Here is a 23,197-nt window from a genome sequence, read left to right as displayed (position 1 = left end):
GCTGGCTGCCATACACCCCAAGGCGCCAACCAAGCTAGCCCGGCCGCGCCATCGGCCCAAAACCGGGCCCGTCGCCGGCGAAAAAACGGAATACACTAACCCGGCCACCTGCCAAAATGCAGTTTTCAGTAGAAACCGCATCAAAAAAAACGATAGGTGCTTGCCCAAGGGACGATGTGCCAATAGATTGAGCGAGACCTTGTTTCTGAGGGTGCAGCCGCCGCAGCCGGGCGCCCCGCCTTAGTGGATCACCGGTTGCGGTTTGTTGTTCCCCCCAACCCCCGGGAGTCCAACTTGGCGGCTTCAAAGCAGAAGTCCAGCACTGGCAAGCTGGTCAGGATCCTGGCCGCGGTCTTTGTCGGCACGGCCATTGGCATGTTCACCTTTGCGGTGTCCTATGCCGAGGTGCCGAGCTACTTTGGCTCCGACCCCGCGACCTGCACCAATTGCCATGTGATGCAACCGCAATACAACGCTTGGCGGGCCGGTGGGCACGCCAAGGTCGCTACCTGCAACGACTGCCACCTGCCTCACGGCTCGGTGGTGGAGAAGTACATGGTTAAGGCCGAGGACGGCGTGCTGCACGGCAGCAAGTTCACCTTTGGTAATTACCCCGTAAACATCAACATCCGCGATTCCTCACTGGCCACCACCAATGAGACGTGTCTTTATTGCCACTCGGAGATGACCGAGCAGTTGTTCATCACCATGGGCACCGACCAAACCGAGAGGACCTGTACTCGCTGCCACAGCGGTATTGGTCACCGCGACTAGCTACATCCCTACAACTCCCAATACCCCTCAAGAGGAGGCACCAATAATGACCGACCCGGCCCCAGCCGCCAAGAAGAAATCCAGGTGGTGGCTGTTTGTTGTCGTGGCGGTGTTGGCTGCCGTTGTGACCTTTGTGATCACGGCGATGGTGACCAACATCTTCGACCGCAAGCAGGAAGGCCAAGTAGCCACCTACAACCGGCTTGTCGACATCACTGAACAGACCTATGACCCGGCTGTTTGGGGAGAGAACTTCCCAACTCAGTACTCGTTGTACAAGCAGACGTCTGAGTTCCTCGGCACCACCTTCGCTCCAGAACTGGTCCCGGCGGACAAAGATCGCGTCTCAAAGGGCGAGTTTGTGCTGCCAGATGGCACTGTGTTTATTGAAGCCGATGTCCCGCTGCCGGATTCCCGCGATCAGACCACCATGTCCAAGATTGAGGGCGATGAGCGGTTGATAACGATGTGGAAGGGTTACGCCTTCGCCATTGACTATCGCCACCTGCGCGGCCACGAATACATGCTGATTGATCAGCAAGAAACACGGCGCACCTTGGAGCGGCCACAGGCCGGCGCTTGCCTAAACTGTCACACCTCGTTGCCACAAGTCATGGATGAACTTGGCAACGGTGACCAGGCTGCCGGTTGGGCCGAGATGAACAAGATGCCATACCGCGAGGTCGTGGCGAATAACGTGGCCAAGGGGCCAATTGGCTGCATCGACTGCCATGACCCGGAGACCATGAAGCTGCGCTTGACCCGCCCGGCCGCGATCAATGGCATCGCAGCTTGGAAGGCATCGCAAGGCATCGAGAACTTTGATGCCAACAAGGACGCCACCAACGAAGAAATGCGTTCGTTTGTTTGCGCCCAGTGCCACGTCGAGTACTACATGAAGGGTGACGAGAAGACACTGACCTTCCCGTGGGCCGACGGTATTGACATCAACGACATGTGGACCTATTACGAGGAGACAAAGGCTGACGAGTCCTTCCCGAAGGATTGGGAGCATGCCCTGACCGGGGCTTCGATGCTCAAGGCTCAGCACCCCGAGTTTGAGACCTGGTCAATGGGTGTTCATGGCGACAACGGCGTTAGCTGCGCTGATTGCCATATGTCATACATCCGCGAGGGTGGGCAGAAGGTGTCGAACCACAATGTCAAGACACCAATGAATGACGTCAACGCCACTTGCGGTACTTGCCACCCCGGTTCGACCGCGATCCTTGAAGAGCGCGTTCTAACCATTCAAAACCGCTTCGTTGATTCGCGTGACCGGGCCATGGATTCACTGATGGCCCTGATCGCGGCGCTCGAGGCTGAGGTCGAAAAGGGCGAGCTGGATGACGCCACGCTTGACCTGGCTCGCAACTACCAGCGCTTCGCTGGCTTCTATGCCGACTTCGCCTATTCGGAGAACTCCTACGGCTTCCATGCGCCGGATTACATGCAGCGCCTGCTGAGCCAGTCGCTGGACGCCTCACGTATGGGCCAACTGGTTCTGCTGGGTGTGCCAGCTGACCAGCTGGAGCCAACCGCGATTTCGCAGGACAACGTCACAGCCGCTGAGAAACGAGGGGGTACCCTCTAGACGTGGCTGACGAGCCGAATCTAGACACCGCCGCCGCTGAGATTGTTGCCGCTGACCTCGAGTCAGATCAGGACGACATTCTCCAGCGGCGGCGGTCGCGTCGGACCCGGAGCGTCGGTGGTGGTGGTCCGCGCTGGTGGTTAGTGGCCGCCCTACTGGTAGGCGTGGCCACCGGCGCTTGGCTGGCTGGCCGCTATTTCGGCGGCCCTGAGGCCGCACCAGCGGCCATGCCATCTGACCATCCCACCGCCACGGCCCAAGCCGGTGGTAGCGGGCACGACATGCCCGGAATGGGATTATCCGAGGAAGAGTCCAAGGCCCGCAAAGCCGAACTCGACCAGCGGCTGGCAGAAGATCCGGGCAACCTTGAGGCTTTGTATGAACTAGCCGAGATCAACGTTGGTCTCGACAGCCCTGACCAGGCCCGCGACAATTGGCTGGCGATCACCGAGCTTGACCCTGAGCAGTCCTTGGCCTGGTACAACCTGGGTTTCTACTATCTTTCGGTCGACCCGCCGGACAAAGAGGCCGCCAAAGCCGCCCTGGGCAAAGTCATTGAGATTGGTCCGGCTGACTCGATGCTGGCCACCCGAGCCCAATCCCACCTTGACGCCATCGACAACCCCAACACTGACCTGACCGAGGGTTGATATGGACACGGTGACCCTGTCCATTCCTCTGGTGCTGTTGGCCGGCGTGGTTTCGTTCGCCTCGCCGTGTTTCTTGCCTGTGGTGCCAGTCTTCGTCGGCTATATGACCGGCAGTCAGATTGGCCAGGCGGCCGATGCCGGCCCGGAGGTAGGGCAGGGACGGCGCCGTTGGGCGGCGGCCGGGCACGCCGGTTTGTTCATGGCGAGTTTCGGTTTGGTCTTTGCCCTGCTTTGGGCCATGGTGGGTTTGATCGGCTGGGCCGCGGCCGACTACCACGGCCTGCTGAGGGTGATCGGCGGCGCCATCTTGGTTTTGCTGGGCCTGTACACCACCGGTTTGATCAGGCTGCCCTTCTTGGAGCGACTAATTGGCCCGGTCTATGCGCCCGATTCGGCCCAGCCGCCGTCGATCGGTCGAACCGTGCTGCTTGGCCTGGCTTTTGGGGCTGGCTGGTCACCGTGTATTGGGCCAGTCCTGGGCGGAGTTCTGATGCTAACCACTTCCACCACTTCGTTGGCCAGCGGGTTAGGCCTGCTGGTTGTCTTCACACTTGGGTTAGGTTTGCCCTTTGTGTTGGTCTGCGCTGGGGTCAGCGGCCTGACGGCCCGCCTGCGCTGGTTTGTGCGGCACCGCCGTGGCGTCAACGCCGTCACCGGAGGTCTACTTATTCTGGTTGGGTTCTTGATGATTGCCGACCTGTTTTCTAAGCTGTCAGCCCTAACCGGGTTTGGACTGTGAAAGGCTGAAACGCAATGACTGACCTGGAAGCGGGCACTGAACCAGCGACCGAACCGGGCGCTGACGAGGCCACCGACGGCTTAGACGTCACGCCGGCCAGCCCGGCCGGCCCGGCCGAGGCCGCGCCAGAGGTGGCTCCCAGTGAGTTTTTCCGCAAGATCTACCAGTTCTTCTACTCCAAGACCTTAGGCGTAGTGCTGATCCTGGCTCTGGCCGTATATATCCTGGTGGGCGCCGTTGTCACGCAAGCTCCCGGCGGCACCTACGACAACCCAGACGCTAAAGCCCTATTCCTAGACCAAATGACGGCCAAATATGGCCGAATTGCCTCCCTTTTCGACTCCCTAGGCCTTTTCCACCTGTTCTCCTCAATTGGTTTTTTGGTCTTGATTGGCCTCTTGGCTTTGTCGATTGTGGCTTGCACCACCCATCGACTGCCCAATTTGTGGCGCCGGGCTCGCCACCCGTTGACCCACGCCACTGACCGCCTCTTCACTCAGGCCCGCTACCACGCTCAACTCCAAGCGCCGGGCGGCTCCGATGCACTTGACCAGGTCAAGGAGGTGCTGAAACAGAAACGCCTCCGGGTCAAAGACGATCCGCACAACCAAGACGCCATCTACGCTGATCGTTTCGCGTGGGGCCCATTCGGCACAGTTGCCGCCCACCTGTCGTTTTTGATCATAATCGCCGCCTTCATCGTTAGCTCGATGACGGCCCTGAACATCAGGTTGTCACTACCAGTGGGAGGCGATCCGGTAGAGCTTGGACACGGTTCGGGCCTAACCGTCCAAGCGGTCTCATTCGAAGCGTCGTTCAACGATGACGGCCGTCCCTTGGACTATGTCTCTGAGGTAATTGTGCGCCGCGGCGAGAAGGTCATTGGTGACCAAGAGGTCCGCGTCAACCAGCCACTAACCGCCGGCGGTTACCGATTCCACCAAAGCGACTTTGGCCTTGGCGTCCAGGTCCAGGTCACCGGCAAGGACGGGGAAATGCTTTTCGACCAGGTGGTTGAGCAGCCCGGCACGACCGATGACGGCAGCGCCCAGGCCGGTGGTTTCGAGCTTGAGGACCCCAGCCTTGAGGTAGTCGTCTTTACGCCGGCTTCAGGCAGAACCGACTCGGGCATCGAACCAGGCAATGCCGTTATCAGGATCAACCGTCCAGGTGATAGCCAAGAACTGGCTATGGAAGAAGTGGCGCCCGGCGAGCCGTTGGTGGTGGGCAACTACTCTTTCACTTTTGTGCGTGAAGCCCAGTCCACTGGCATTACGGTCCGCAAGGACCCTGGCGCACTGTTGATGTGGATCGGGTCAATTCTGCTGGTGGGCGGTATGACCGTGACCTTCACCTGCCGGCACCGGCGCTACTGGCTCCGCCTGACCAAGGCGCCGGTTTCGCCTGGCCCAAGCGGCGACATCGGCCAAGAAGAAAAGCCACCGAGCGCACCGGGCAAACGGGTTTTGCAGGTGGCTTCAACCGACAGACAAGATGGCAGCTTCCAGCGCCACTTCGACAATCTGGTGGCTGACCTGGCCACCACCATGCCCAAAGCAAAGGGAGATCCCCATGGATGACATGCTGCGTACCTCTGAGTTCGCCTTATACGGTGTGCTGGTCACGCTGTTGATCGCCCTGGTGGCCAACATCGTGATTCTGGCCTCGCGGCCGGCCACAGCCAAGGCGCAAGCCAAAGCAAAGGTCAAGACCAAAGTTGGGGCCGGCGGGCCGGACCAGGCGGGCTCCAGCCCGGCCGCGGCCAAAGCTGCCAGCGGCGGCAGGTCGGCGAAAGCCGCGCGCCGCCCTACCGGGCTGGCGGCCTACGCCACCGGTTTCACCCTGGTGGCGTTCGTTCTGATCACAGCTTATTTGGTGATTCGCATTTCGGTCACCGGCCACGGACCGTTCTCCAACCCACACGAGTTCATCGTCTCGTTTGTCTGGGGCATTTTGTTGGCCTACTTGGTGACTGAATTCACCGTCCAACTGCGGGTGCTTTCGGTGGGCGTGCTGCCGGTGGCCTTCTGCCTGGCGCTCTATGCCGTCAACCTGGACGCCGGGGTCGAGCCGCTGGTGCCGGCGCTACAAAACAATTTGTTGTTGTCCTTGCACGTTGGTTTCGCCATCCTGGCTTATGGCGCAGCCAGCGTTTCATTCGCCGCCGCCGTTCTGCTGCTGCTCAAGCCCCGCTTCGACAAGTGGATTAGGGTTTCGCCGGAGCGTTTGGACGATGTCGGTTACAAGGCCGCCGTTGTCACTTTCCCTTTGCTAACACTGATGATTGTGTTGGGCTCAATCTGGGCCAATATCGCTTGGGGCCGGTATTGGAGCTGGGACCCCAAAGAGACCGCTGCCCTGGTCACCTGGTTGGTTTACGGCGCCTTTCTGCACGCCCGGGTGGTTAGGGGCTGGCGTGGGCGCAAAGCCGCCTGGCTACTGCTGATTGGCTTCGCCACCATTTTCTTCGCCTACTTTGGCAACTACCTCTTTGGTGGTCTGCACTCCTATGGCGCGACCTAAGGGTTTCACCTCTACGCCTCTGGGCACGGTGGTGGTACTGGTCGTCACCACCGGCCTGATCCTTGGTGGGGTTTGGGCAGTCAAGGGGCGAGGGGCCAGCGGCGCCGGGAAGGACCAGCAGTCAACCCAGGCGGCCAAGGATTCGACTGCCGAAGGGGCCGCGGCGCCGGAGATTGGCCAGATGGCGGCCAGTTTCACCGCCACCGACATCAACGGTGACAGCGTCAACCTGACAGATCTGCGCGGGCAGCCAGTCTGGTTGGTTTTCGGTGCCACCTGGTGCCGCGACTGCCGGGCCGAGACCGTCGACGTTGAAGCGGTCCAACAGGCCCTAGGCGACAAGGTCGCAATTGTGGCCATCTATGTGGGCGATGACCGGGCAGCTGTTGAGGGTTACGCTGACCGACTTGGCCTGAGCTACACCCATGTTCCGGACCCCGACTCACAGCTGGGCGACGAGTTCAGGGTGCTGGGCGTGCCAACCCATCACTTCATTGCGGCCGATGGCACCACCAGTAGCATCAAGCTGGGCCCTGTCACCGAGTCCGCCGCTCTGGCCATTTTGAACGATCTGCTCGAATAGGGCCGCCGCCACCGCCGGCGTCGACAACTGCGTCCCGCCGGCGCGACCCTACCTCCGTATAGTTAGTTGGCGGCTATTTGGTAGCCGCCCGGTAGCAATTGCGCCACCGCGCCCCCGCCGTGGAAGGACCTAGACATGTTCCGTCTGGCCAAGCTGTCGCTGCGAAACCGCGCCGTGGTGGCGTTGACCACCGTCGCCATAGTCCTGGGCGGATTCGTGGCCATGACCAGTCTGAAGCTCGAGCTGATCCCTTCTTTGCAGATCCCAATGGCGGCGGTGATCTCGACCTATCCGGGGGCCACCCCACAAATCATTGAGCGGGAATTGACTGAGCCGGTCGAAGGAGCCATCCTTTCGGTCGCTGGGGTCGAATCAGTTGATTCAACCTCGATGAGTTCGCTTGCATTTACGGTGGTGCGTTTCGATTACGGCACCGACATGAACTACGCCAACCAACGCCTAACCACGGCCATGGGTCGGATCGCCCCAACCTTGCCCAGCGAGGCTGAGACCCAGGTCATGACTGGGTCAATGGATGATTTCCCGGTCATCCAGCTAGCCGTGGCCGGTCAGGCCGAGGCCGCTACGGTGCAACGCTCGGTCGAAGCCTTGCTGGTTCCGGCCTTGGAGCAAATCCAGGCTGTGCGGACAGTGGCGGTTAGCGGGGCCGCCCCGGAAGAGATCACGATTGCCCTTGACACCACTGCCCTGGCCGCCGCCGGCCTGGGGGCAGCCGAGGTCAATTCTGTGCTGTCTGACTATGGTTTGAGTTTCCCGGCCGGTACCGTCACCCAAGACCAAATGACCTACCCGATCCAGCTGGGCCAGCCCATCGAAACGGTCGAGGAACTGGCCGCCATTCCGCTGGTGGCTACCCCAACCCCGGTGCAACTAGGTGACGTAGCCCAGGTGACGCAAGGCCCGGCACAGACCACTTCGGTCTCAAGGATGAACGGTGATGCGGCCGTGGCCGTGGCCATCACTAAGACCCCTGACGGCAACGTGGTTGATGTCTCGCGCGCCGTCCAAGACGTGGTTAGCGATCTAGAGGAGGTCCTGGCCGAACGCGACCTGACAGTGCAAGTGGTCTTCGACCAGGCACCCTTCATCGAAAACTCGATTGCTGGCCTGACCGAGGAAGGTTTGCTCGGGTTGGTTTTCGCCGTGCTGGTCATCTTGGTGTTCTTGTTGTCGCTGCGCTCAACCTTGGTTTCAGCCATTTCGATTCCGCTGTCCCTGCTGACAACTTTCATCTTGATGAAAGCCGGCGGGCTGACCCTCAACTTGCTCACCTTGGGGGCTATGACCATCGCCATTGGCCGGGTGGTAGACGATTCGATTGTGGTGGTGGAAAACATCAAACGCCACCTGAGCTACGGCGAGGCCAAACGCGATGCCATCATCACCGCTGTGCGTGAGGTCGGTGGGGCAATCGCCGCTTCGACCGTTTGTACGGTGGCGGTTTTTGCGCCGATCGGATTTGTTGGCGGCATGGTCGGCGAACTTTTCCGACCCTTTGGCTTGACCATTGCGATTGCTCTGGGTGCATCGTTGCTGGTGTCGCTGACGATTGTGCCGGTGTTGGCCTACTGGTTTGTCAAATCACCGGTTAGCGTCGACCAGGCTGACCTGGCCCGTCAACGGGCCGAGGCCGAGTCGCGCGAACGGCGCGGGTTGTGGCAGCGGGCCTATCTGCCGACCTTGCGGGCGGCCCTGAAGCACCCGGTCATCACGCTGGTCACGGCGGTGGCCTTGCTCGGTGGCACGGTGGCGATGATCCCGCTGATGAAGACCGACTTTATGGGCCATATGGGGCAGGACACTTTGACCGTGACTCAGAGCTTCGAAATGGGCACCTCCTTAGAAGCGCAAGACGCCGAATCGAAGCCGGTCGAATCTGCCCTGCTTGGTCTTGACCAGGTCGCCAGTGTCCAGACCACGATTGGTGGGGGCGGCATGATGGGGGTATCGCTAGGAGCGGCGCCGGAGGCCATTTTTGCTGTCACCTTGAGCGAAGGGGCCGATGCCGCGGCCACACCAGACCTGGTCCGCGCGGCCCTCGACGGCTTGGGCGGGCAGCGGACTACTGGCATCAGTGTTGGTGGGGCCGAGGCCATGATGGGGTCAACTTCGATCGACATCTTCGTGACTGCCCCTGACCGCGAGGCGCTGGTGGTTGCCGCCGGGTCGGTGACCGATTCGGTGGAGCAGCTTGACGGTGTGGTCGAAGTGTCAAACAACTTGACCCAGGACTCTGAGGCGGTCCAAGTCACGGTTAACCGGGCGGCGGCGGCGGCCATGGGCATGACCGAAACCCAGGTAATGGGCCTGGCCGCAGGGTTGATCCACCCCAGCCAGATTGGCACCCTGCGGACCGAACAGGCGGCCTTGCCGGTACGCCTAGCCTTGGCGCCGGCGCCGGAGTCGTTAGAAGCGATCGCTGGGCTGCCGCTGATGGCGGGGCCAGGTGGGGCGGTGACCTTGTCGGATATGGCGGCTGTTGATATCGCGCCGGCCCCAGCCTCGTTGACCCGCGTCAACGGCGAGCGTTCAGCCACTGTCGCGGTCACACCACGTCAGGGTGATCTGGGACAGATCTCTGGTCGGGTCAGCGCAGCGTTGGATGACCTCGACTTCGCTCCTGGGGTCAACGTCAAGGTGGGCGGCGTGGCCGCTCAGCAATCCGAGGCCTTTGCTGATCTTGGACTGGCGCTACTGCTGGCCATCGCCATTGTCTTTATCGTGATGGTGGCCACTTTTGGCTCATTGATCCAGCCGTTCATTTTGCTGGTCTCGATTCCCTTCGCCGCCACCGGCGCGTTGCTGGCATTGCTGGCTACCGGCACCGCACTGGGTGTGCCGTCGCTGATTGGTCTGCTGCTACTGGTTGGCATTGTCATCTCCAACGCCATTGTGCTGATCGACCTGATCAATCAATACCGCCGGCGTGGCCGCGAACTCGATCAAGCCATCGAGGAAGGAGCGCGCAAGCGTCTGCGGCCAATTGTCATGACGGCCGCCGCCACCATCCTGGCCCTGACACCAATGGCCCTGGGCGTGACTGGTGGTGGGGGTTCGTTTATCTCCCAGCCGCTGGCCATCGTGGTGATTGGCGGCCTGGTATCTTCGACCATGTTGACCTTGGTGGTTGTGCCGGTGCTCTACCGCTTTGAGGCCCGTGTCCACGACCGCCGTGACAGGCGGCACTCGGCCCGGCTCGAACGCCGCCGGGCCCAGCGCCAAGCTGCACTGGACAAAACGGACTCAGCCACCACTCCAGCCACCGCCGACCCGCCAACTACCACCTAGCTATTCCACCGCGAGACTTGCTCAGTCTGCCTTAGCCCCGGTGGCCCTCCGGAAAGACCTGCAGGTCAGGGCGATGGGTCGGATTTGGGTTGGGCAGATTCACCGGGTCTCGCCGGCAGTGGGTTGCTGGGTGAAGACGGTGAACTTGTACATCAAGTAGCGGAACAAGGTTCCTAGTGCGGTGCCAATCAAGAAGGCCAAGTTCATGGCGAGCTTGGAGCCGTGATAACCCATTGGCCAAGCCGCGACAAACTGGACGACCGCCTCGATTGCGATTCCCCCCAGGTTGACCAGGGCAAAGGCAATGAACTCCTTGAGCGGTTGAGCCTGGCGCTGGCGGCGGAAGGTCCAATAGCGGTTGCCCAGCCAGGCCACCACCGTGGCAACGCAGCTGGCCAGGATCCTGGCCCGGGTGGGATGGGGCCCAAGTAGTTGGCCCGGGCCAAATACCAGCAGGTTGAACAGCGACCAGTTGACCACAAAGGCGACTGCGCCGACGGTGCCAAATCTGGCCAGCTCTGCCACCAAGGAGACCAAACGTCCGGCCCGGCCGGCTGGCCGGCCGGAGGATGGCCCCTCGCGGAGGTTGCCCAGTCTCACCCGCACAGCCTAGCCGGAGCATGACCGGCCACCGGGTTGATGCCGGGCCTCGGACCGGCGACCCGGCGGGCTACCAGGCCGGGCGGAAGGGAGCGCGCGCCCGGGGTGTGGCGGGCATCGTTCCTTAGCGATGCGTAGCATCGCCCAGGAACGGGGCGGGGTGCGCGCTGCCGGAGCCTGGCCGTCCGCTTTGACGGACCAGACTGGCGGTGAGGGCGGCGGACGTGGCGCCGGGGGTGAAACAATCCGTAGACTGATCCTTCGCAGTTAGCCAGGCGGAAGGTAGGGCAAGTGAGCGTCGAAGTCGGCATAGTGATGGGCTCGGATTCGGATTGGCCGGTTATGGAGGGTGCCGCCCAGGCGCTGGACGGACTCGGCATCAGCTATGAGGTCAGCGTTATCTCGGCCCACCGTATGCCGGACGAAACCATCGAATACGGACGCCAGGCGGCCGGGCGGGGGCTGGGCGTAATTGTCGCTGGCGCCGGTGGCGCGGCCGCACTACCAGGAGTTCTAGCCGCCGTCACCGAGCTACCTGTGATTGGCGTGCCGGTGGCGCTAAAGACCCTAGATGGCCTGGACTCGCTCCTGTCGATTGCCCAGATGCCGGCCGGTATCCCCGTAGCCACCGTCGCCATTGGCGGGGCCAAGAATGCCGGCCTGCTGGCCGGGCGAATCTTGGCGGTCGGTGATTCGCCCAGGGCCAAGCAAATCCGCCAGGCACTGGTCGACCACCAGGCCACAATGAGGGCAGAGGCTACCGCCAAGGGTGAGCGCCTCGCAGCCAAGCTGAAAGGGCTAAAGTGAGGGCCGGCATCGGACAATTAGGCTGGTGAAATATGTCGACAATTTCGACCGAAGAAGTGGCGCGAATCGCCGCGCTGGCGCGGATTGACCTACCTGCGGATGAGCTCAAACAATTGGCCCCGCAGCTGGCCATCATCACCGAGGCCGTGACAAAGGTAATTGAGGTGGCCGGTAGCGACGTGCCCGCTACCTCGCACCCCATTGCCATGGTCAACGTGACCCGACCGGACGAGCCTTGGCCTTCGCTTGGGTTGGACCAGGTTTTCCAGGGAGCACCCGAGCGCGAGGCTGACCAGTTCAAAGTGCCGCGGATTCTAGGTGAGGAGCCGTGAGCGGGGGCGAGCTGATCCGGCTCAGCGCAGTCGAAATGGCCGCGGCTCTGGCTGCCGGCGAGGTCTCCTCATTCGAGCTAACTCAGGCCCATTTGGATCGAATCAACGCGGTCGACTCCCAAGTGCGGGCTTTTTTGCGGACCTTCCCAGACCAGGCCTTGGACCAGGCCCGGGCGGCTGACCAGGCCCGAGCTGCAGGCCAGCCGCTAGGACCCTTGGCCGGAGTGCCAATTGCGGTCAAGGATCTGGTAGTGGTCAAAGACCAGATCACGACCTGCGGTTCGCGCATGTTGGAGAACTGGCGGCCGGGGTTTGACGCCACCGTGGTGACCAAAGTGCGCCAGGCCCATATGCCAATTCTTGGCAAAACCAACCTCGACGAATTCGCCATGGGTTCTTCGACCGAGTTCTCGGCCTTTGGACCGACCCATAACCCGTGGGACCTGGACCGGATTCCGGGCGGCTCAGGTGGCGGCTCGGCTGCGGCGGTGGCGGCCTATGAGGCGCCACTGGCGATTGGGTCGGATACCGGCGGTTCGATCCGAGGTCCTTCCGCCCTGACCGGCACGGTGGGAGCCAAACCGACCTACGGCGGGGTCTCGCGCTACGGCGCTGTGGCCCTGGCCAGTTCGCTCGACCAAATTGGACCGGTGGGCCGGGGTGTATTGGACGCAGCCATGCTGCACCAGATCATTGGTGGCCACGATCCGCTAGACCAGACTTCACTGAACGAACCGGTGCCGCCGGTCGTCGAATACGCCAAGCGTGGGCTGGCCGGTGACCTGGGTAACCTGCGGGTCGGCGTGGTTCGCCAACTGAGTGGCGAAGGCTATCAGCAAGGTGTCATGGATCGCTTTACCGAAGCCTTGGACGCGCTGCGTGGCCTGGGGGTGTCCATCGAGGAAATCGACTGCCCATCCTTCGACTACGCCTTCGCCGCCTACTACTTGATAATGCCGGCTGAGGCATCGTCCAACCTGGCCAAATTCGACGCCATGCGTTTGGGTCTGAGGGTTGAGCCCAGCCAAGGGCCGGTGACCGTCGAGTCGGTGATGAGCGCCACCCGGGCGGCCGGCTTTGGACCGGAGGTCAAACGGCGAGTCATTCTGGGCACCTACGCGCTGTCAACGGGCCACTACGAGGAACATTACGGCAGCGCCCAGAAGGTTCGCACTCTGATCCAACGGGACTACGCCAAGGCCTGGGACAAAGTCGACGTGCTGCTTGGCCCAACCACCCCAACCACGGCTTACAAACTGGGCGAGAAGATGGACGATCTGTTGGCCATGTACCTATCCGACATCGCCACCTTGCCCTCCAATCTGGCCGGTGTACCTGGAATCTCGCTCCCGGGCGGACTGGCGGAGGACGGCCTGCCAGTTGGCATTCAGGTGACCGCGCCGGTTAGCGCCGACGCCCTGATGTACCAGGTGGCTGGCGCCCTTCAAGCCACGCTCGAAACCAAATGGGGCGGGCCATTCTTGGACCAGGCCCCTGAACTGGAGGCATCATGAGTGCCGGTGTAGACCTGATGCCATTCGATGAAGTGGTCGCATCCTTCGACCCGGTTTTGGGTATCGAGGTGCATGTCGAACTCGCCACCAAGACCAAGATGTTTTGCGGTTGTACAACTAGATTTGCCGCGCCACCCAATTCCCAGGTCTGCCCCATTTGCTTGGGCTGGCCGGGCACTTTGCCGGCTCTTAACGCCAAAGTGGTTGAATCGGCCATTCGGCTGGGGCTGGCGCTGAATTGCCACATTGCTGAACGCTCCGTTTTTGCCCGGAAGAACTACTTCTACCCTGACTTGCCTAAGAACTATCAGGTCTCCCAGCATGACGCTCCAATCAACCAGGGCGGCTACTTGGATGTCGAACTTGATGATGGCGAGGTTTTCCGGGTCGAATTGGACCGGGCCCATATGGAGGAAGACGCCGCCAAAAACACCCACGTTGGTGGTGCCACCGGCCGCATCCACGGCTCTGACTACACCTTGGTTGACTACAACCGCGGCGGCATGGCGCTGATCGAGATTGTTACCAAGCCGATCGAAGGCGCCGGTCAACGAGCCCCAGAGGTGGCCCGGGCCTACGTCAGGGCGCTGCGTGACGTGGCGGTGGCCTTGGGGATATCCGATGCCCGCATGGACCAAGGCTCGCTGCGGGCGGATGTGAACTTGTCGCTGCGGCCTAAGGCGGCCTCGGCATCGGCCCAAAGCGCCGTGCCTTACGGCAAGCGCTCGGAAACCAAGAACGTCAATTCGTTTAGGGCCATCGAGAAGGCGGCCCACTACGAAATGCGCCGCCAAGGTGCGCTTTTGGCTGGCGGCCAGGCTGTCATCCAGGAGACTCGGCATTGGCATGAGGATTCAGAGACGACCAGTCCGGGCCGGTCGAAAGAGCAGGCCGAGGACTACCGCTATTTCCCCGAACCGGACTTGCTGCCGCTGGAGCCTTCAAGGGCTTGGGTGGAGGAACTACGGGCCACTTTGCCAGAGCTGCCAGCCAAGCGGCGGGCCCGCCTGTTGGCCCAATGGGGTTTCAGTGACCTCGAAATGGCGGCCGTGGTCAACGCCGGCGCCCTCGACCTGATCGAAGCGACGGTGGCCGCCGGTGCCGCCCCGGCCGGGGCTCGCAAGTGGTGGCTGGGGGAGCTGGCCCGGCGGGCCAACGCCCAGGGCGTGGAGTTAGCCGAGCTGGACATTACAGCGGCGTCAGTTGCCGAGCTAGAAGCCCTAATCGCGGCCGGCCGGATCAACGACAAGTTGGCCCGGCAAGTCTTGGAGGGCGTACTGGCCGGGCAGGGTTCGCCTGAGCAGGTGCTGGTGGCCCGCGGCCTTGAGGTGGTGTCCGATGACGGCGCCTTACTTGAGGCCATCGACGTCGCCTTGGCAGCGCAGCCAGATGTGGCCGAGAAGATCCGCTCCGGCCGCGTCCAAGCCGCCGGCGCCATTGTTGGCGCGGTTATGAAAGCCACCCGCGGCCAGGCCGATGCCGCTCGAGTGCGCGAGCTCATCCTCGAACGGCTAGCCAGCTAGCTGTTTGGGCCCGGCCTTACCTGCCAGGGAAGTGCTGCCGAGGCCGTGCTAGGATGAATTCATCCTAGAAACACGGAGTGACCATGTTGATCGATTCGAGCAGCATCATGTCCATAAGTGAAGCGAATCAGAACTTCTCGCGCGTCGCCCGGCAGGTCGATGCACGTGGGTCAGTTGTGATTCTGCGGAACAACAAGCCCAGGTATGTGGTGTTCGACTATGAACTTGTCGACAGTGAAGTCGCCGAGAGCGAGACGGTAGCTGAGGCCACCCGCCGAATCCTCGCCAAGCACAAGGCCGCCTTCGAGGCCTTGGCCAAGTGAAGCGTCTCGACAAGGCGCTTGTCCTGTCGATGCATTCGTACCTGCTGGCCGAGTCCGGCGGAACCCCGGGCACGCGGGACGAAGGACTGCTCGACTCGGCGCTCGAGGCCCCCTACGCCGGCTTCGAAGACCGTGAACTGTACCCGTCGCTCAAGGCCAAGGCGGCCAGGCTTTGCTTTGGCCTGATTTCGAATCACGCCTTCGTTGATGGCAACAAAAGGATAGGCGTTCTCGCAATGATGGTGCTCTTGGACATCAACGGGATTGTCCTGTCTGTGACCGACGACGAAATCGTCGAGCTTGGCGTGGGTGTTGCCACCGGTGAGCACGGCATCGAGGACATATCGAACTGGATTGACGACAACATGCGCTCGGGAGCGACCGAGTCACCTGACAAAGCCTAGGTTCCGGACACGGGATGGAATCGGAAAGCGACGGATCTTGCATGTCTTCGCCTTGTGAGTCTGGCTGCCGGTGCACGAGTCTGCGCGACAGTGTGGGCAGCCGGCGACCAGGGCGTGCTCGCAAATGGCAGGATTCTGTGACCGGAAATCGCGGTTGTCAGCGCCGGTTCGCCGCCAAAGCCAGCTTGCGTCATCGGGCAAAACACCGCCTGGCTCCGAGTTGTCCGCCAGGCGGCGCCACGGCCTGCTACACCTAGGGGGCTGGTGGACAATTCCCGCCGGCTGCGGTCGCCCCCAGGCGGCGCCTCGCTTCGTTGTCGGCCGTGCCCCGTTAGCCCTGCTAGCGGGGCAGACCTCCGCCTTGCGATGCATCACCTGGTGACGATCCTCGTTTCGACGCGCATTATCCACCAACCCCCTAGGATGGGTCCATGGCCTCACCAGCTGACCAGCCACAGGCCCCTTGGAGAGTGTTCGAAAACACCCTCCAAGGGGCAGAAGCGATGCTTGTTGGCCGCGTTTCCTTAGGACGTCGCCTCGCCCCGACCACGTCAACACGGTCAGAGCCTGATATCCATCAGGCTCCTGGCGCCCCGACCGGACCCGATGGACCGGCCAGGGCAACCGAGGTTCTTGAGCGGGAGCAGACCTCACTGGGAGACGGCGACCACGAACGCTTCGCCCACTATGTCCGCAAGGACAAGATCATGGCCTCAGCCGTCAGTGGCAAGCCGGTAGTGGCGCTTTGCGGCAAAGTCTGGGTGCCGGGCCGTGACCCCTCGAAATACCCGATCTGCCCGGTATGCAAGGAGATCTTCCAGTCCCTCAACACCGGCCCGGGTGGCAGCAAGAACTGACAAAGGCCGCCCGCCGCAGGCTGCTGACAAAGCTCGCACTGGCGTGAATCTGGTGTGCTGCCAAAGCCCTAACTGGCGGAAACCAAGGTGGTGTCAAAGCCCAAACTGGCGTGAGTTGGCTGGCGGTGGAGGCTATTGGCCCTGGCCGGGGATCAGCTCAACCTCAGGACCCAAGAAGGTCGGGTTGGCCTTGAACCAGACCATGAACGGATCTTTGACCCGCGCCAGTACCTCTCGCAGGTCACGTTTGAGCTGGCCCTCGCGTCGCCCCGGGGCCGCCACCCCAACCGCGTCAATACCGACACCGCGCGCGTTCAGCAGCGCCCGCGACAAGTGATAGCCCTGGGTCACCAACACCGCCCGGCTGACCCCAAAAACCCGCTTGGCCCGGACCATTGACTCGTAGGTCGAAAAGCCGGCGTAGTCACGGTAGATGTCACCTTCAGGCACGCCGTGGTCAATCAGGTAGTTGCGCATGACTTCGACCTCGTTGTAATTGACGGTCGAATTGTCGCCGCTGACCAAAATGACCGGCGCCACACCTTGTTGGTACAGCTCGATGCCCGTGTCGAGTCGCTGGGCCAGCATTGGCGAAGGCGTGTGGCCAACTACCCCAGCCCCCAGCACAAGGACACAGTCATAGCCACTGCCAACTTCTGCCGCCGGTTTGATTCGGCTTTTGGCGCTGGTGACAACATAAAGATTGAGCCCGCCTGTGCCGGCCCCCACCAATAGCGCGAAACTGACCAAGGCAATCGCGAACCTTCTGGGCCAACGGCGTTTGACCGCAGCGGCTGCCGGCAGGCCGGGGTCAGCTGCGATTTCGGGCGCCAAGGGCTCAGCCGCAGCCTCAGGCGCCAAGGGCTCAGCCATGGTTGACCAGGGTTGGGATAACCGGTTCACCTTGGGACAAACGGGTGGCGTGAAGCGGTAGCTCGTCTCTCGAAACCAGGTGCCTCTGGCGGGCTCGTTGCAGCCCGTCCTGGCCGGTCCAAACCGGGTCGATCTGGCCGGCATTGACGTAGGTCACTTGCAGCGGCCGGATATCGCCGTTGGTTGGCGGAGCGGTGCCTGGCGGCAACACGGTCACGATCTCTTCAACGGCCTGACCGGAATCATCGAGCCGGCGCCCAGCCCATTTGGCGCCGCCTACCGAGGATTTGCCGCCAAAGGTTTTGGCCACGGCTTCGAGTTGGCCGTTGGCACCCTCGCGGGCCACCAGCTTGTAGACCAGCTCGGCGGTTGGAGCGCCCGAGCCGGTGACCAGCCGCGTGCCCACGCCATAAGTGTCAACCGGCGCAATAGCCAGAGCGGCAATGGCGTATTCATCCAGGTCAGAGGTGACCACAATCTTGGTCTGCTTGGCCCCGAGCGAATCGAGCAGCTGGCGGACCTGACCGGCCAGCATGGTCAAGTCGCCCGAATCGATTCGCACGGCCGCCAGGTCCACCCCGGCCACCGCCACGGCCCGTTCGACCGCTTTGGCGACGTCATAGGTGTCGAGCAGCAAGGTGGTGCCCACACCCATCGAAGCTACTTGTGAGGCGAAGGCGGCTTGTTCAGAATCATGCACCAAGGTGAAGGCGTGGGCGGCTGTGCCAATTGTGGGCACGCCCCAGCGCCGGCCCGCCTCCAAGCAGGACGAGCCGGCAAAGCCGGCCACAAAGGCGGCCCGGGCCGCGGCCACGGCGGCTTGTTCATGGGTCCGCCGCGCGCCCATTTCCAGGCAAGGCCGGCCAACTGCGGCGGCTGTCATCCGCGAGGCCGCCCCGGCCACGGCGCAATCATGGTTGAGCACCGACAAGACCAGGGTCTCCAGCAAAACGCATTCGGCGAAACTGCCCTCAACTGTCAGGACCGGCGAATCAGGGAAAAAGCACTCACCTTCGGCGTAGCCGCGAATGGTGCCACCAAAACGGAAGTCGGCCAGCCAGGCGGCGGTGTCGTCGTCAATGACTCCGGCCTGAAGCAGGTAGTCAAGGCTGCCGTCATCTCGGTCAAAGCGGAAGCTGGCCAGCAGTTCGGCTAGTCGCCCGGTACCGGCCACAATGCCGTAGCGCCGGCCCGGTGGCAGCCGCCGGGCGAAGGTCTCAAAGACGCATTGCCGCTGGGCGGTGCCGTCGCGCAGGGCTGCCTGGAGCATGGTTAGCTCATACCGGTCGGTCAGCAAGGCGACACTCACAGCGACCCAGCCTACAAGGCCAGCCACAACGCCAAGCGGATTGGAGGTGTCTACCGACAATGCCAGGCGTTACCCGGCGCCATTCGACCGCCTCTTCCCACCCGCGCATCGCGCCCGCTGCGCGCGACAGGCGGTGCAAACCTGGCAGCAGGCGACCGGCATCGGACTGCCAAGCTGCTGCCTGGCCAGGCCTGCCAGAACGGGCCGGGCCTGCCAAAGGGCCGGCGCCAGCTCAGTTAGGCTGTAACGGTGAGTGACGCTCCCATTGGGATCTTTGATTCCGGCCTGGGCGGGCTGACTGTGGCCAGAGCGGTGATCGACCAGCTGCCTGGCGAAACCGTTGAGTACTTAGGTGATACGGCCAACACCCCCTACGGGCCTCGACCTATCGCTGAGGTTCGTCAACTGGCCTTGGGCCACCTCGACGCACTGGTTAGCGCTGGGGTAAAGATGCTGGTGATCGCCTGTAACACGGCCTCGGCGGCGATGCTAAATGACGCTCGCGAACGCTATGAGCTGGGCCGCGGTGTCATAGTGCTTGAGGTCATCCGGCCGGCCGTGCGCCGGGCCGTGGCCGCCACCAGGAACGGCCGGGTCGGGGTGATTGGTACCGAGACCACTATCAATTCCGGCGCCTATCCAGATGCCTTCGCCGCCGCGCCACAGCTGGAGCTGTCCCTCCAAGCCTGCCCTGATTTTGTTGACCTGGTCGAGGCCGGGCGCACCGACGGGCCGGAGGTAATCGAGGTGGCGCGCGGCTATTTGGCGCCGCTGCAGCGAGCAGGAGTTGACACCTTGGTCCTGGGCTGCACCCACTATCCAATGCTGACCGGCGTACTGAGCTATGTCATGGGGCCTGAGGTGACGCTGGTTAGCTCGGCCGAGGAGACCGCCAAGGATGTTTTCAGGGCGCTGGTGGCCACCGGCGCGGCCCGGCGCGACCCACGCCCACCGTACCATCAGTTCATGGCCACGGCCGATATGGCCCGCTTTAGGGCGCTAGCCCAACGCTTCTTGGGTCCCGAGGTGACACAGTGGCAGGACCCGGAGACCACGTTGACCCAAGGTTTCGCCCCGATTCGTGATGCGGTGGCGCCATGAGACTGGTCGTGGTTGGTTGCTCTGGGTCGTTTGCTGGGCCCAGTTCGCCGGCTAGTTGCTACTTGGTGCAGTGTTACGACGCCGCCCGGCGGCAGTGGACCATTGCCTTGGACATGGGCTCGGGGGCTTTTGGCCCGCTACAGCGACTGCTAACGCCAGAGGCTCTCGATTTTGTGGCGCTGAGCCACCTTCATCCGGACCATTGCGCCGATATGACTGGCTTGCACGTCTACGCCAAATACCGGCCCGGCACGGCGCTGGGTGATCTGGAGGTCTATGGGCCGGCCGGCACCGACCAGCAACTGGCGGCCATTCAGTACTCCTTGGATCCGGCCCAACCTCGGGTTTTCCCGGCCCAGACCTGGCAGGCCAACCGGCCGGTACAGGTGGGTCCTATGACGATCACTCCCCATTTGATGCGCCATCCGGTCGAAACTTGGGGGTTTTCCGTGGCCGGCCCCAGCTCGGTAGGTTCGGGTCAACGCAAACTGGCCTATTCCGCCGACACGGACCTGTGTGACGGCCTTGATGAACTGGCGGCCGGGGCCGATCTGCTGCTGGTCGAGGCCGCCTTCCAAGAGGGCCGTGACGCCTCCAGGGGGGTCCATCTGACCGGCAAACGGGCTGGACAGGCGGCCGCCAAGGCCTGTGCAAACCGGGTCGTGGTAACGCATATCCCACCGTGGTATGACGCCGATGAGACCATGTCTGAGGTCGCGCGGGAGTACGCCGGAGCGATCCATCAGGCCAAGTCAAATCACTATTACGTGATTTAGCGGCAGCGGCGCCGGTGAAAACTACCAGCGTCCCGGCCGGGGCCTATTGGCCGTATTTCCTTTGGTCAGTGTTTTGTGCAAATGCGTCAAGCCTCTCGGCGCCTGTCACGCGGACTGCTGGCGCGCTAGCCTTGGCATATGTCTACTGCCTCAAGGCGCGTCGACGGACGCGCGCCTAATCAACTCAGGACCGTCACCATTGAACGCGGCTGGCAAGCCGCTGCCGAAGGCTCTGCCCTTATCTCCTTTGGCCTGACGCGGGTGCTGTGCGCGGCCAGCTTTGCTGGCGGGGTGCCGCGCTGGCGCAAAGGCTCCGGCAAGGGTTGGGTCACGGCCGAATACGCCATGTTGCCCAGGTCAACTAACGAACGAACCGACCGTGAGTCGGTGCGGGGCCGGATTGGCGGCCGGACCCACGAGATCTCCAGGTTGATTGGCCGCTCACTTAGGGCCGTGGTCGATCTGAAGGCTTTGGGTGAAAACACCATCACGCTTGACTGCGATGTGCTTCAGGCCGATGGCGGTACCCGCACAGCCGCGATTACCGGCGCCTATGTGGCTCTGGCCGATGCCGTCAGTTGGGGTGTGAGGGAAGGCCTAGTTAAGGCCTCAGCGCAGGTTCTAACCGGCTCTGTTAGTGCGGTTTCAGTCGGGATTGTCAATGGTGTGGCCATGTTAGACCTGCCATATATCGAAGACGTGGCGGCCGAGACCGATATGAACGTGGTGGTGACTGACCAAGGTCAGTTTGTCGAGGTCCAGGGCACGGCTGAGGGCGTTCCGTTTAGCCGCCCCGAGCTGGACCAATTGCTCGACCTGGCTGTGGCCGGTTGCGCCTCGTTGACTCGACTTCAAACCGAGGCCTTGGCCCAGTGAGTGATTCCGGCCCGGCTACGAGCAATGGCGAGGTCTGGCGCTTGGGCCAGGGCCGGCATCGGGCGGTTTTGGCCACCCACAACTCTCACAAGGTGCGCGAAGTCAGCCAAGTCCTGGACCAGGCCGGCGCTTTGGCTGGCTGGACGCTGGTGACCGCCGGCGAATTGGATCTGCCGGTGCCGGTCGAGGACGGCGTCACGTTTTTGGCCAATGCCCAGATCAAAGCCAGGGCCGCCTGCCAGGCCAGTGGTCTGGTGGCCCTGGCCGAGGATTCTGGGCTCTGCGTCGAAGTTCTCGGTGGTGCGCCGGGGGTGTTTTCGGCTCGCTGGGCCGGTGGGCATGGCGACGATGGCGCCAACCTGGCGCTTCTGGTCGACCAGTTAGCCGATGTGCCGCCGGTCCAACGCGGCGCCTGGTTCGAATGTGTGGCGGTGGCGGTGTTCCCTGACGGCCGTGAGGTCTTCGCCGCCGGCAGAATGCCGGGTCGCCTGGCTACTGAACCGGCCGGAGATGGTGGTTTTGGCTATGACCCGATCCTGATTCCAGACGGGATGGATTTGACTTCGGCGCAATTGGCGCCCTCAGTCAAAAACGCGATTTCCCACCGCGGCCAGGCCTGGCGGGCACTGGCGGCCGAGCTGGCCAAACTTGGTTTGTGACTGGCTGACCTTCGGCTGGAGGTTGCCGGGTTGGCAGCCAAGCTGACACCACTTGGTTTGTGACCGGTCGACCTTCGGCTGGTGGCCGCCGGCGTTGGCGGTCGCGGTGGCTGGCCTAGGTGCCGAGGCGATGGCGCTGGTAGATGCATTACGCTTGGACGGCGCGCGAGTGGCGGAATTGGCAGACGCGCAGGATTTAGGTTCCTGTGCCTTCGGGCGTGGGGGTTCAAGTCCCCCCTCGCGCACAATGAGGCAGGCCGAGTCAAACCAACCTTGCTTGGTTTTGTGAGGCCAACGAAATTGTTGACGAGCCCGCAGGGCGAGGAGCACGGCTTCGACCTGCATAAACGTAGGCGCTAGCCCCTCACGTACCCCACCAGCCCCCAGGCCGGTGCTGCGGATCCCAGAACAGGTTGGCCCACCGTGACCTAGCACCAAAACAGGTTGGCCCACCGTGACCTAGCACCAAAACAGGCTGACCCGCCGCGGTCTAGCACCAAAACAGGCTGGCCCACCGTGACCTAGCACCAAAACAGGCTGACCCGCCGCGGTCTAGCACCAAAACAGGCTGGCCCACCGTGACCTAGCACCAAAACAGGTTGGCCCACCGTGACCTAGCACCAAAACAGGGTCAGGATTCAGGGCCAAGGGGGTGACCAGGCCAAATGTGTCCACCCGGGAAATCGAACCTGTTTTTGTGCAAGGTCGTGGCGGCTTGACCTGCGTTGATGCTAGGTCACGGCGGCCTGACCTGCTTCGATGCTAAGTCGAGTAGCCTGGAGGACCCTAAACGCCATTCATTCAACCGACGCACGGTCACAAGCGACGCCGTATTTCCGTTGCCGAGAGGCACTGGGCCTCTTCAACTGCTCATTTTGGCCAGGCAAAAAGGGATCTAGAGCCACCCACCTTGGGCGGCTTTCGGTTCCCGAGTTACACCGGATTCAATGTCATTTGCCAGGGTGATGGGACCACTTGTTTTGCCACTAGCTAGGGACCACCTTGCGTGTGTTCTAACCATGGTGGTCCTCCCCACTGGTGTCAACCACCCGGGTCTGGCCCCTCCGGCCG

Annotated in this window: 22 protein-coding genes and 1 tRNA gene; 20 read left to right on the top strand and 3 right to left on the bottom strand. The window is 62.5% G+C overall.

Annotated features, from left to right (window positions below):
• Window positions 1–294 precede the first annotated feature (294 nt).
• The 8 genes from nrfH (at window position 295) to FWD29_07785 (ending at window position 10,172) form a co-directional block, all read left to right on the top strand.
• Window positions 295–774, top strand: coding sequence for a cytochrome c nitrite reductase small subunit (gene nrfH / locus FWD29_07820; GenBank protein ID MCL2803837.1), 480 nt, complete (start codon window positions 295–297; stop codon window positions 772–774).
• 46 nt (window positions 775–820) lie between these two features.
• A complete protein-coding gene (locus FWD29_07815; GenBank protein ID MCL2803836.1) occupies window positions 821–2,368 on the top strand; it encodes an ammonia-forming cytochrome c nitrite reductase subunit c552 in 1,548 nt (515 codons plus the stop codon).
• A 2-nt stretch (window positions 2,369–2,370) separates the two neighbouring features.
• A complete protein-coding gene (locus FWD29_07810) occupies window positions 2,371–3,018 on the top strand; it encodes a hypothetical protein (protein ID MCL2803835.1) in 648 nt (215 codons plus the stop codon).
• 1 nt (window position 3,019) lies between these two features.
• A complete protein-coding gene (locus FWD29_07805) occupies window positions 3,020–3,757 on the top strand; it encodes a cytochrome c biogenesis protein CcdA (GenBank protein MCL2803834.1) in 738 nt (245 codons plus the stop codon).
• A gap of 14 nt (window positions 3,758–3,771) precedes the next feature.
• Window positions 3,772–5,337, top strand: a complete 1,566-nt coding sequence (locus tag FWD29_07800) for a cytochrome c biogenesis protein ResB (protein MCL2803833.1) — start codon at window positions 3,772–3,774, stop codon at window positions 5,335–5,337.
• Window positions 5,330–6,280, top strand: a complete 951-nt coding sequence (ccsB, locus tag FWD29_07795) for a c-type cytochrome biogenesis protein CcsB (protein MCL2803832.1) — start codon at window positions 5,330–5,332, stop codon at window positions 6,278–6,280. Before FWD29_07800 ends, ccsB begins: the two co-directional genes overlap by 8 nt.
• Entirely contained in the window at window positions 6,267–6,863 is a 597-nt protein-coding gene (locus FWD29_07790) for a TlpA family protein disulfide reductase (GenBank protein ID MCL2803831.1), read from the top strand. Before ccsB ends, FWD29_07790 begins: the two co-directional genes overlap by 14 nt.
• A gap of 135 nt (window positions 6,864–6,998) precedes the next feature.
• Window positions 6,999–10,172, top strand: a complete 3,174-nt coding sequence (locus tag FWD29_07785; GenBank protein MCL2803830.1) for an efflux RND transporter permease subunit — start codon at window positions 6,999–7,001, stop codon at window positions 10,170–10,172.
• A 99-nt stretch (window positions 10,173–10,271) separates the two neighbouring features.
• Here FWD29_07785 and FWD29_07780 read toward each other — a convergent pair whose 3' ends face one another.
• A complete protein-coding gene (locus tag FWD29_07780; protein ID MCL2803829.1) occupies window positions 10,272–10,772 on the bottom strand; it encodes a GtrA family protein in 501 nt (166 codons plus the stop codon).
• Between the two features lie 315 nt (window positions 10,773–11,087).
• Here FWD29_07780 and purE point away from each other — a divergent pair, with 315 nt between their 5' ends.
• The 7 genes from purE (at window position 11,088) to FWD29_07745 (ending at window position 16,532) form a co-directional block, all read left to right on the top strand.
• Window positions 11,088–11,579, top strand: a complete 492-nt coding sequence (gene purE / locus FWD29_07775; GenBank protein ID MCL2803828.1) for a 5-(carboxyamino)imidazole ribonucleotide mutase — start codon at window positions 11,088–11,090, stop codon at window positions 11,577–11,579.
• A 32-nt stretch (window positions 11,580–11,611) separates the two neighbouring features.
• Complete coding sequence (gene gatC, locus FWD29_07770; GenBank protein ID MCL2803827.1) at window positions 11,612–11,911, top strand: Asp-tRNA(Asn)/Glu-tRNA(Gln) amidotransferase subunit GatC; 300 nt, start codon at window positions 11,612–11,614, stop codon at window positions 11,909–11,911.
• A gap of 35 nt (window positions 11,912–11,946) precedes the next feature.
• A complete protein-coding gene (gene gatA / locus FWD29_07765) occupies window positions 11,947–13,425 on the top strand; it encodes an Asp-tRNA(Asn)/Glu-tRNA(Gln) amidotransferase subunit GatA (protein ID MCL2803826.1) in 1,479 nt (492 codons plus the stop codon).
• Entirely contained in the window at window positions 13,422–14,948 is a 1,527-nt protein-coding gene (gene gatB, locus FWD29_07760) for an Asp-tRNA(Asn)/Glu-tRNA(Gln) amidotransferase subunit GatB (protein ID MCL2803825.1), read from the top strand. Before gatA ends, gatB begins: the two co-directional genes overlap by 4 nt.
• 83 nt (window positions 14,949–15,031) lie before the next feature.
• Entirely contained in the window at window positions 15,032–15,271 is a 240-nt protein-coding gene (locus FWD29_07755) for a type II toxin-antitoxin system Phd/YefM family antitoxin (GenBank protein ID MCL2803824.1), read from the top strand.
• Window positions 15,268–15,675 carry a type II toxin-antitoxin system death-on-curing family toxin gene (locus tag FWD29_07750; protein ID MCL2803823.1) on the top strand — a complete coding sequence of 136 codons (408 nt, stop codon included), beginning with the start codon at window positions 15,268–15,270 and terminating at the stop codon, window positions 15,673–15,675. The genes FWD29_07755 and FWD29_07750 overlap by 4 nt, the downstream gene beginning before the upstream one ends.
• 572 nt (window positions 15,676–16,247) lie before the next feature.
• On the top strand, window positions 16,248–16,532 hold the full coding sequence (locus FWD29_07745; GenBank protein ID MCL2803822.1) for a DUF3039 domain-containing protein: 285 nt from the start codon (window positions 16,248–16,250) through the stop codon (window positions 16,530–16,532).
• 132 nt (window positions 16,533–16,664) lie between these two features.
• Here FWD29_07745 and FWD29_07740 read toward each other — a convergent pair whose 3' ends face one another.
• The gene (locus tag FWD29_07740; protein MCL2803821.1) at window positions 16,665–17,405 is read right to left on the bottom strand and encodes a YdcF family protein; all 741 of its coding nucleotides are present in this window, start codon (window positions 17,403–17,405) and stop codon (window positions 16,665–16,667) included.
• Window positions 17,398–18,714, bottom strand: a complete 1,317-nt coding sequence (locus FWD29_07735) for a nicotinate phosphoribosyltransferase (GenBank protein MCL2803820.1) — start codon at window positions 18,712–18,714, stop codon at window positions 17,398–17,400. The genes FWD29_07740 and FWD29_07735 overlap by 8 nt, the downstream gene beginning before the upstream one ends.
• 249 nt (window positions 18,715–18,963) lie before the next feature.
• On the opposite strand from FWD29_07735, the gene murI reads away from it, so the two are divergent.
• The 5 genes from murI to FWD29_07710 all read left to right on the top strand — a co-directional run bounded on the left by murI (window position 18,964) and on the right by FWD29_07710 (window position 22,371).
• Complete coding sequence (gene murI, locus FWD29_07730; protein MCL2803819.1) at window positions 18,964–19,815, top strand: glutamate racemase; 852 nt, start codon at window positions 18,964–18,966, stop codon at window positions 19,813–19,815.
• Window positions 19,812–20,591: an MBL fold metallo-hydrolase gene (locus FWD29_07725; protein MCL2803818.1), complete on the top strand. Its 780-nt coding sequence runs from the start codon at window positions 19,812–19,814 to the stop codon at window positions 20,589–20,591. The genes murI and FWD29_07725 overlap by 4 nt, the downstream gene beginning before the upstream one ends.
• Window positions 20,592–20,729: 138 nt before the next feature.
• A complete protein-coding gene (rph, locus tag FWD29_07720) occupies window positions 20,730–21,467 on the top strand; it encodes a ribonuclease PH (GenBank protein ID MCL2803817.1) in 738 nt (245 codons plus the stop codon).
• Window positions 21,464–22,126: an RdgB/HAM1 family non-canonical purine NTP pyrophosphatase gene (gene rdgB, locus FWD29_07715; protein MCL2803816.1), complete on the top strand. Its 663-nt coding sequence runs from the start codon at window positions 21,464–21,466 to the stop codon at window positions 22,124–22,126. Before rph ends, rdgB begins: the two co-directional genes overlap by 4 nt.
• 163 nt (window positions 22,127–22,289) lie before the next feature.
• Window positions 22,290–22,371, top strand: a tRNA-Leu gene (locus FWD29_07710).
• Window positions 22,372–23,197 lie beyond the last annotated feature (826 nt).

The sequence above is a fragment of the Micrococcales bacterium genome, assembly GCA_009784895.1.
GTDB lineage: Bacteria > Actinomycetota > Actinomycetes > Actinomycetales > WQXJ01 > WQXJ01.
Note: the sequence above shows the minus strand (reverse complement) of the source record. Positions and strands in the feature narration are given on the sequence as shown.

Bases quoted from the DNA above. Each gene is read 5' to 3' on its own strand.
- FWD29_07815 (MCL2803836.1), top strand. From the start codon at position 821: ATGACCGACCCGGCCCCAGCCGCCAAGAAGAAATCCAGGTGGTGGCTG.
- FWD29_07805 (MCL2803834.1), top strand. From the start codon at position 3,020: ATGGACACGGTGACCCTGTCCATTCCTCTGGTGCTGTTGGCCGGCGTG.
- FWD29_07800 (MCL2803833.1), top strand. From the start codon at position 3,772: ATGACTGACCTGGAAGCGGGCACTGAACCAGCGACCGAACCGGGCGCT.
- ccsB (MCL2803832.1), top strand. From the start codon at position 5,330: ATGGATGACATGCTGCGTACCTCTGAGTTCGCCTTATACGGTGTGCTG.
- FWD29_07790 (MCL2803831.1), top strand. From the start codon at position 6,267: ATGGCGCGACCTAAGGGTTTCACCTCTACGCCTCTGGGCACGGTGGTG.
- FWD29_07785 (MCL2803830.1), top strand. From the start codon at position 6,999: ATGTTCCGTCTGGCCAAGCTGTCGCTGCGAAACCGCGCCGTGGTGGCG.
- purE (MCL2803828.1), top strand. From the start codon at position 11,088: ATGGGCTCGGATTCGGATTGGCCGGTTATGGAGGGTGCCGCCCAGGCG.
- gatC (MCL2803827.1), top strand. From the start codon at position 11,612: ATGTCGACAATTTCGACCGAAGAAGTGGCGCGAATCGCCGCGCTGGCG.
- gatA (MCL2803826.1), top strand. From the start codon at position 11,947: ATGGCCGCGGCTCTGGCTGCCGGCGAGGTCTCCTCATTCGAGCTAACT.
- gatB (MCL2803825.1), top strand. From the start codon at position 13,422: ATGAGTGCCGGTGTAGACCTGATGCCATTCGATGAAGTGGTCGCATCC.
- FWD29_07755 (MCL2803824.1), top strand. From the start codon at position 15,032: ATGTTGATCGATTCGAGCAGCATCATGTCCATAAGTGAAGCGAATCAG.
- FWD29_07740 (MCL2803821.1), bottom strand. From the start codon at position 17,405: ATGGCTGAGCCCTTGGCGCCTGAGGCTGCGGCTGAGCCCTTGGCGCCC.
- FWD29_07725 (MCL2803818.1), top strand. From the start codon at position 19,812: ATGAGACTGGTCGTGGTTGGTTGCTCTGGGTCGTTTGCTGGGCCCAGT.
- rph (MCL2803817.1), top strand. From the start codon at position 20,730: ATGTCTACTGCCTCAAGGCGCGTCGACGGACGCGCGCCTAATCAACTC.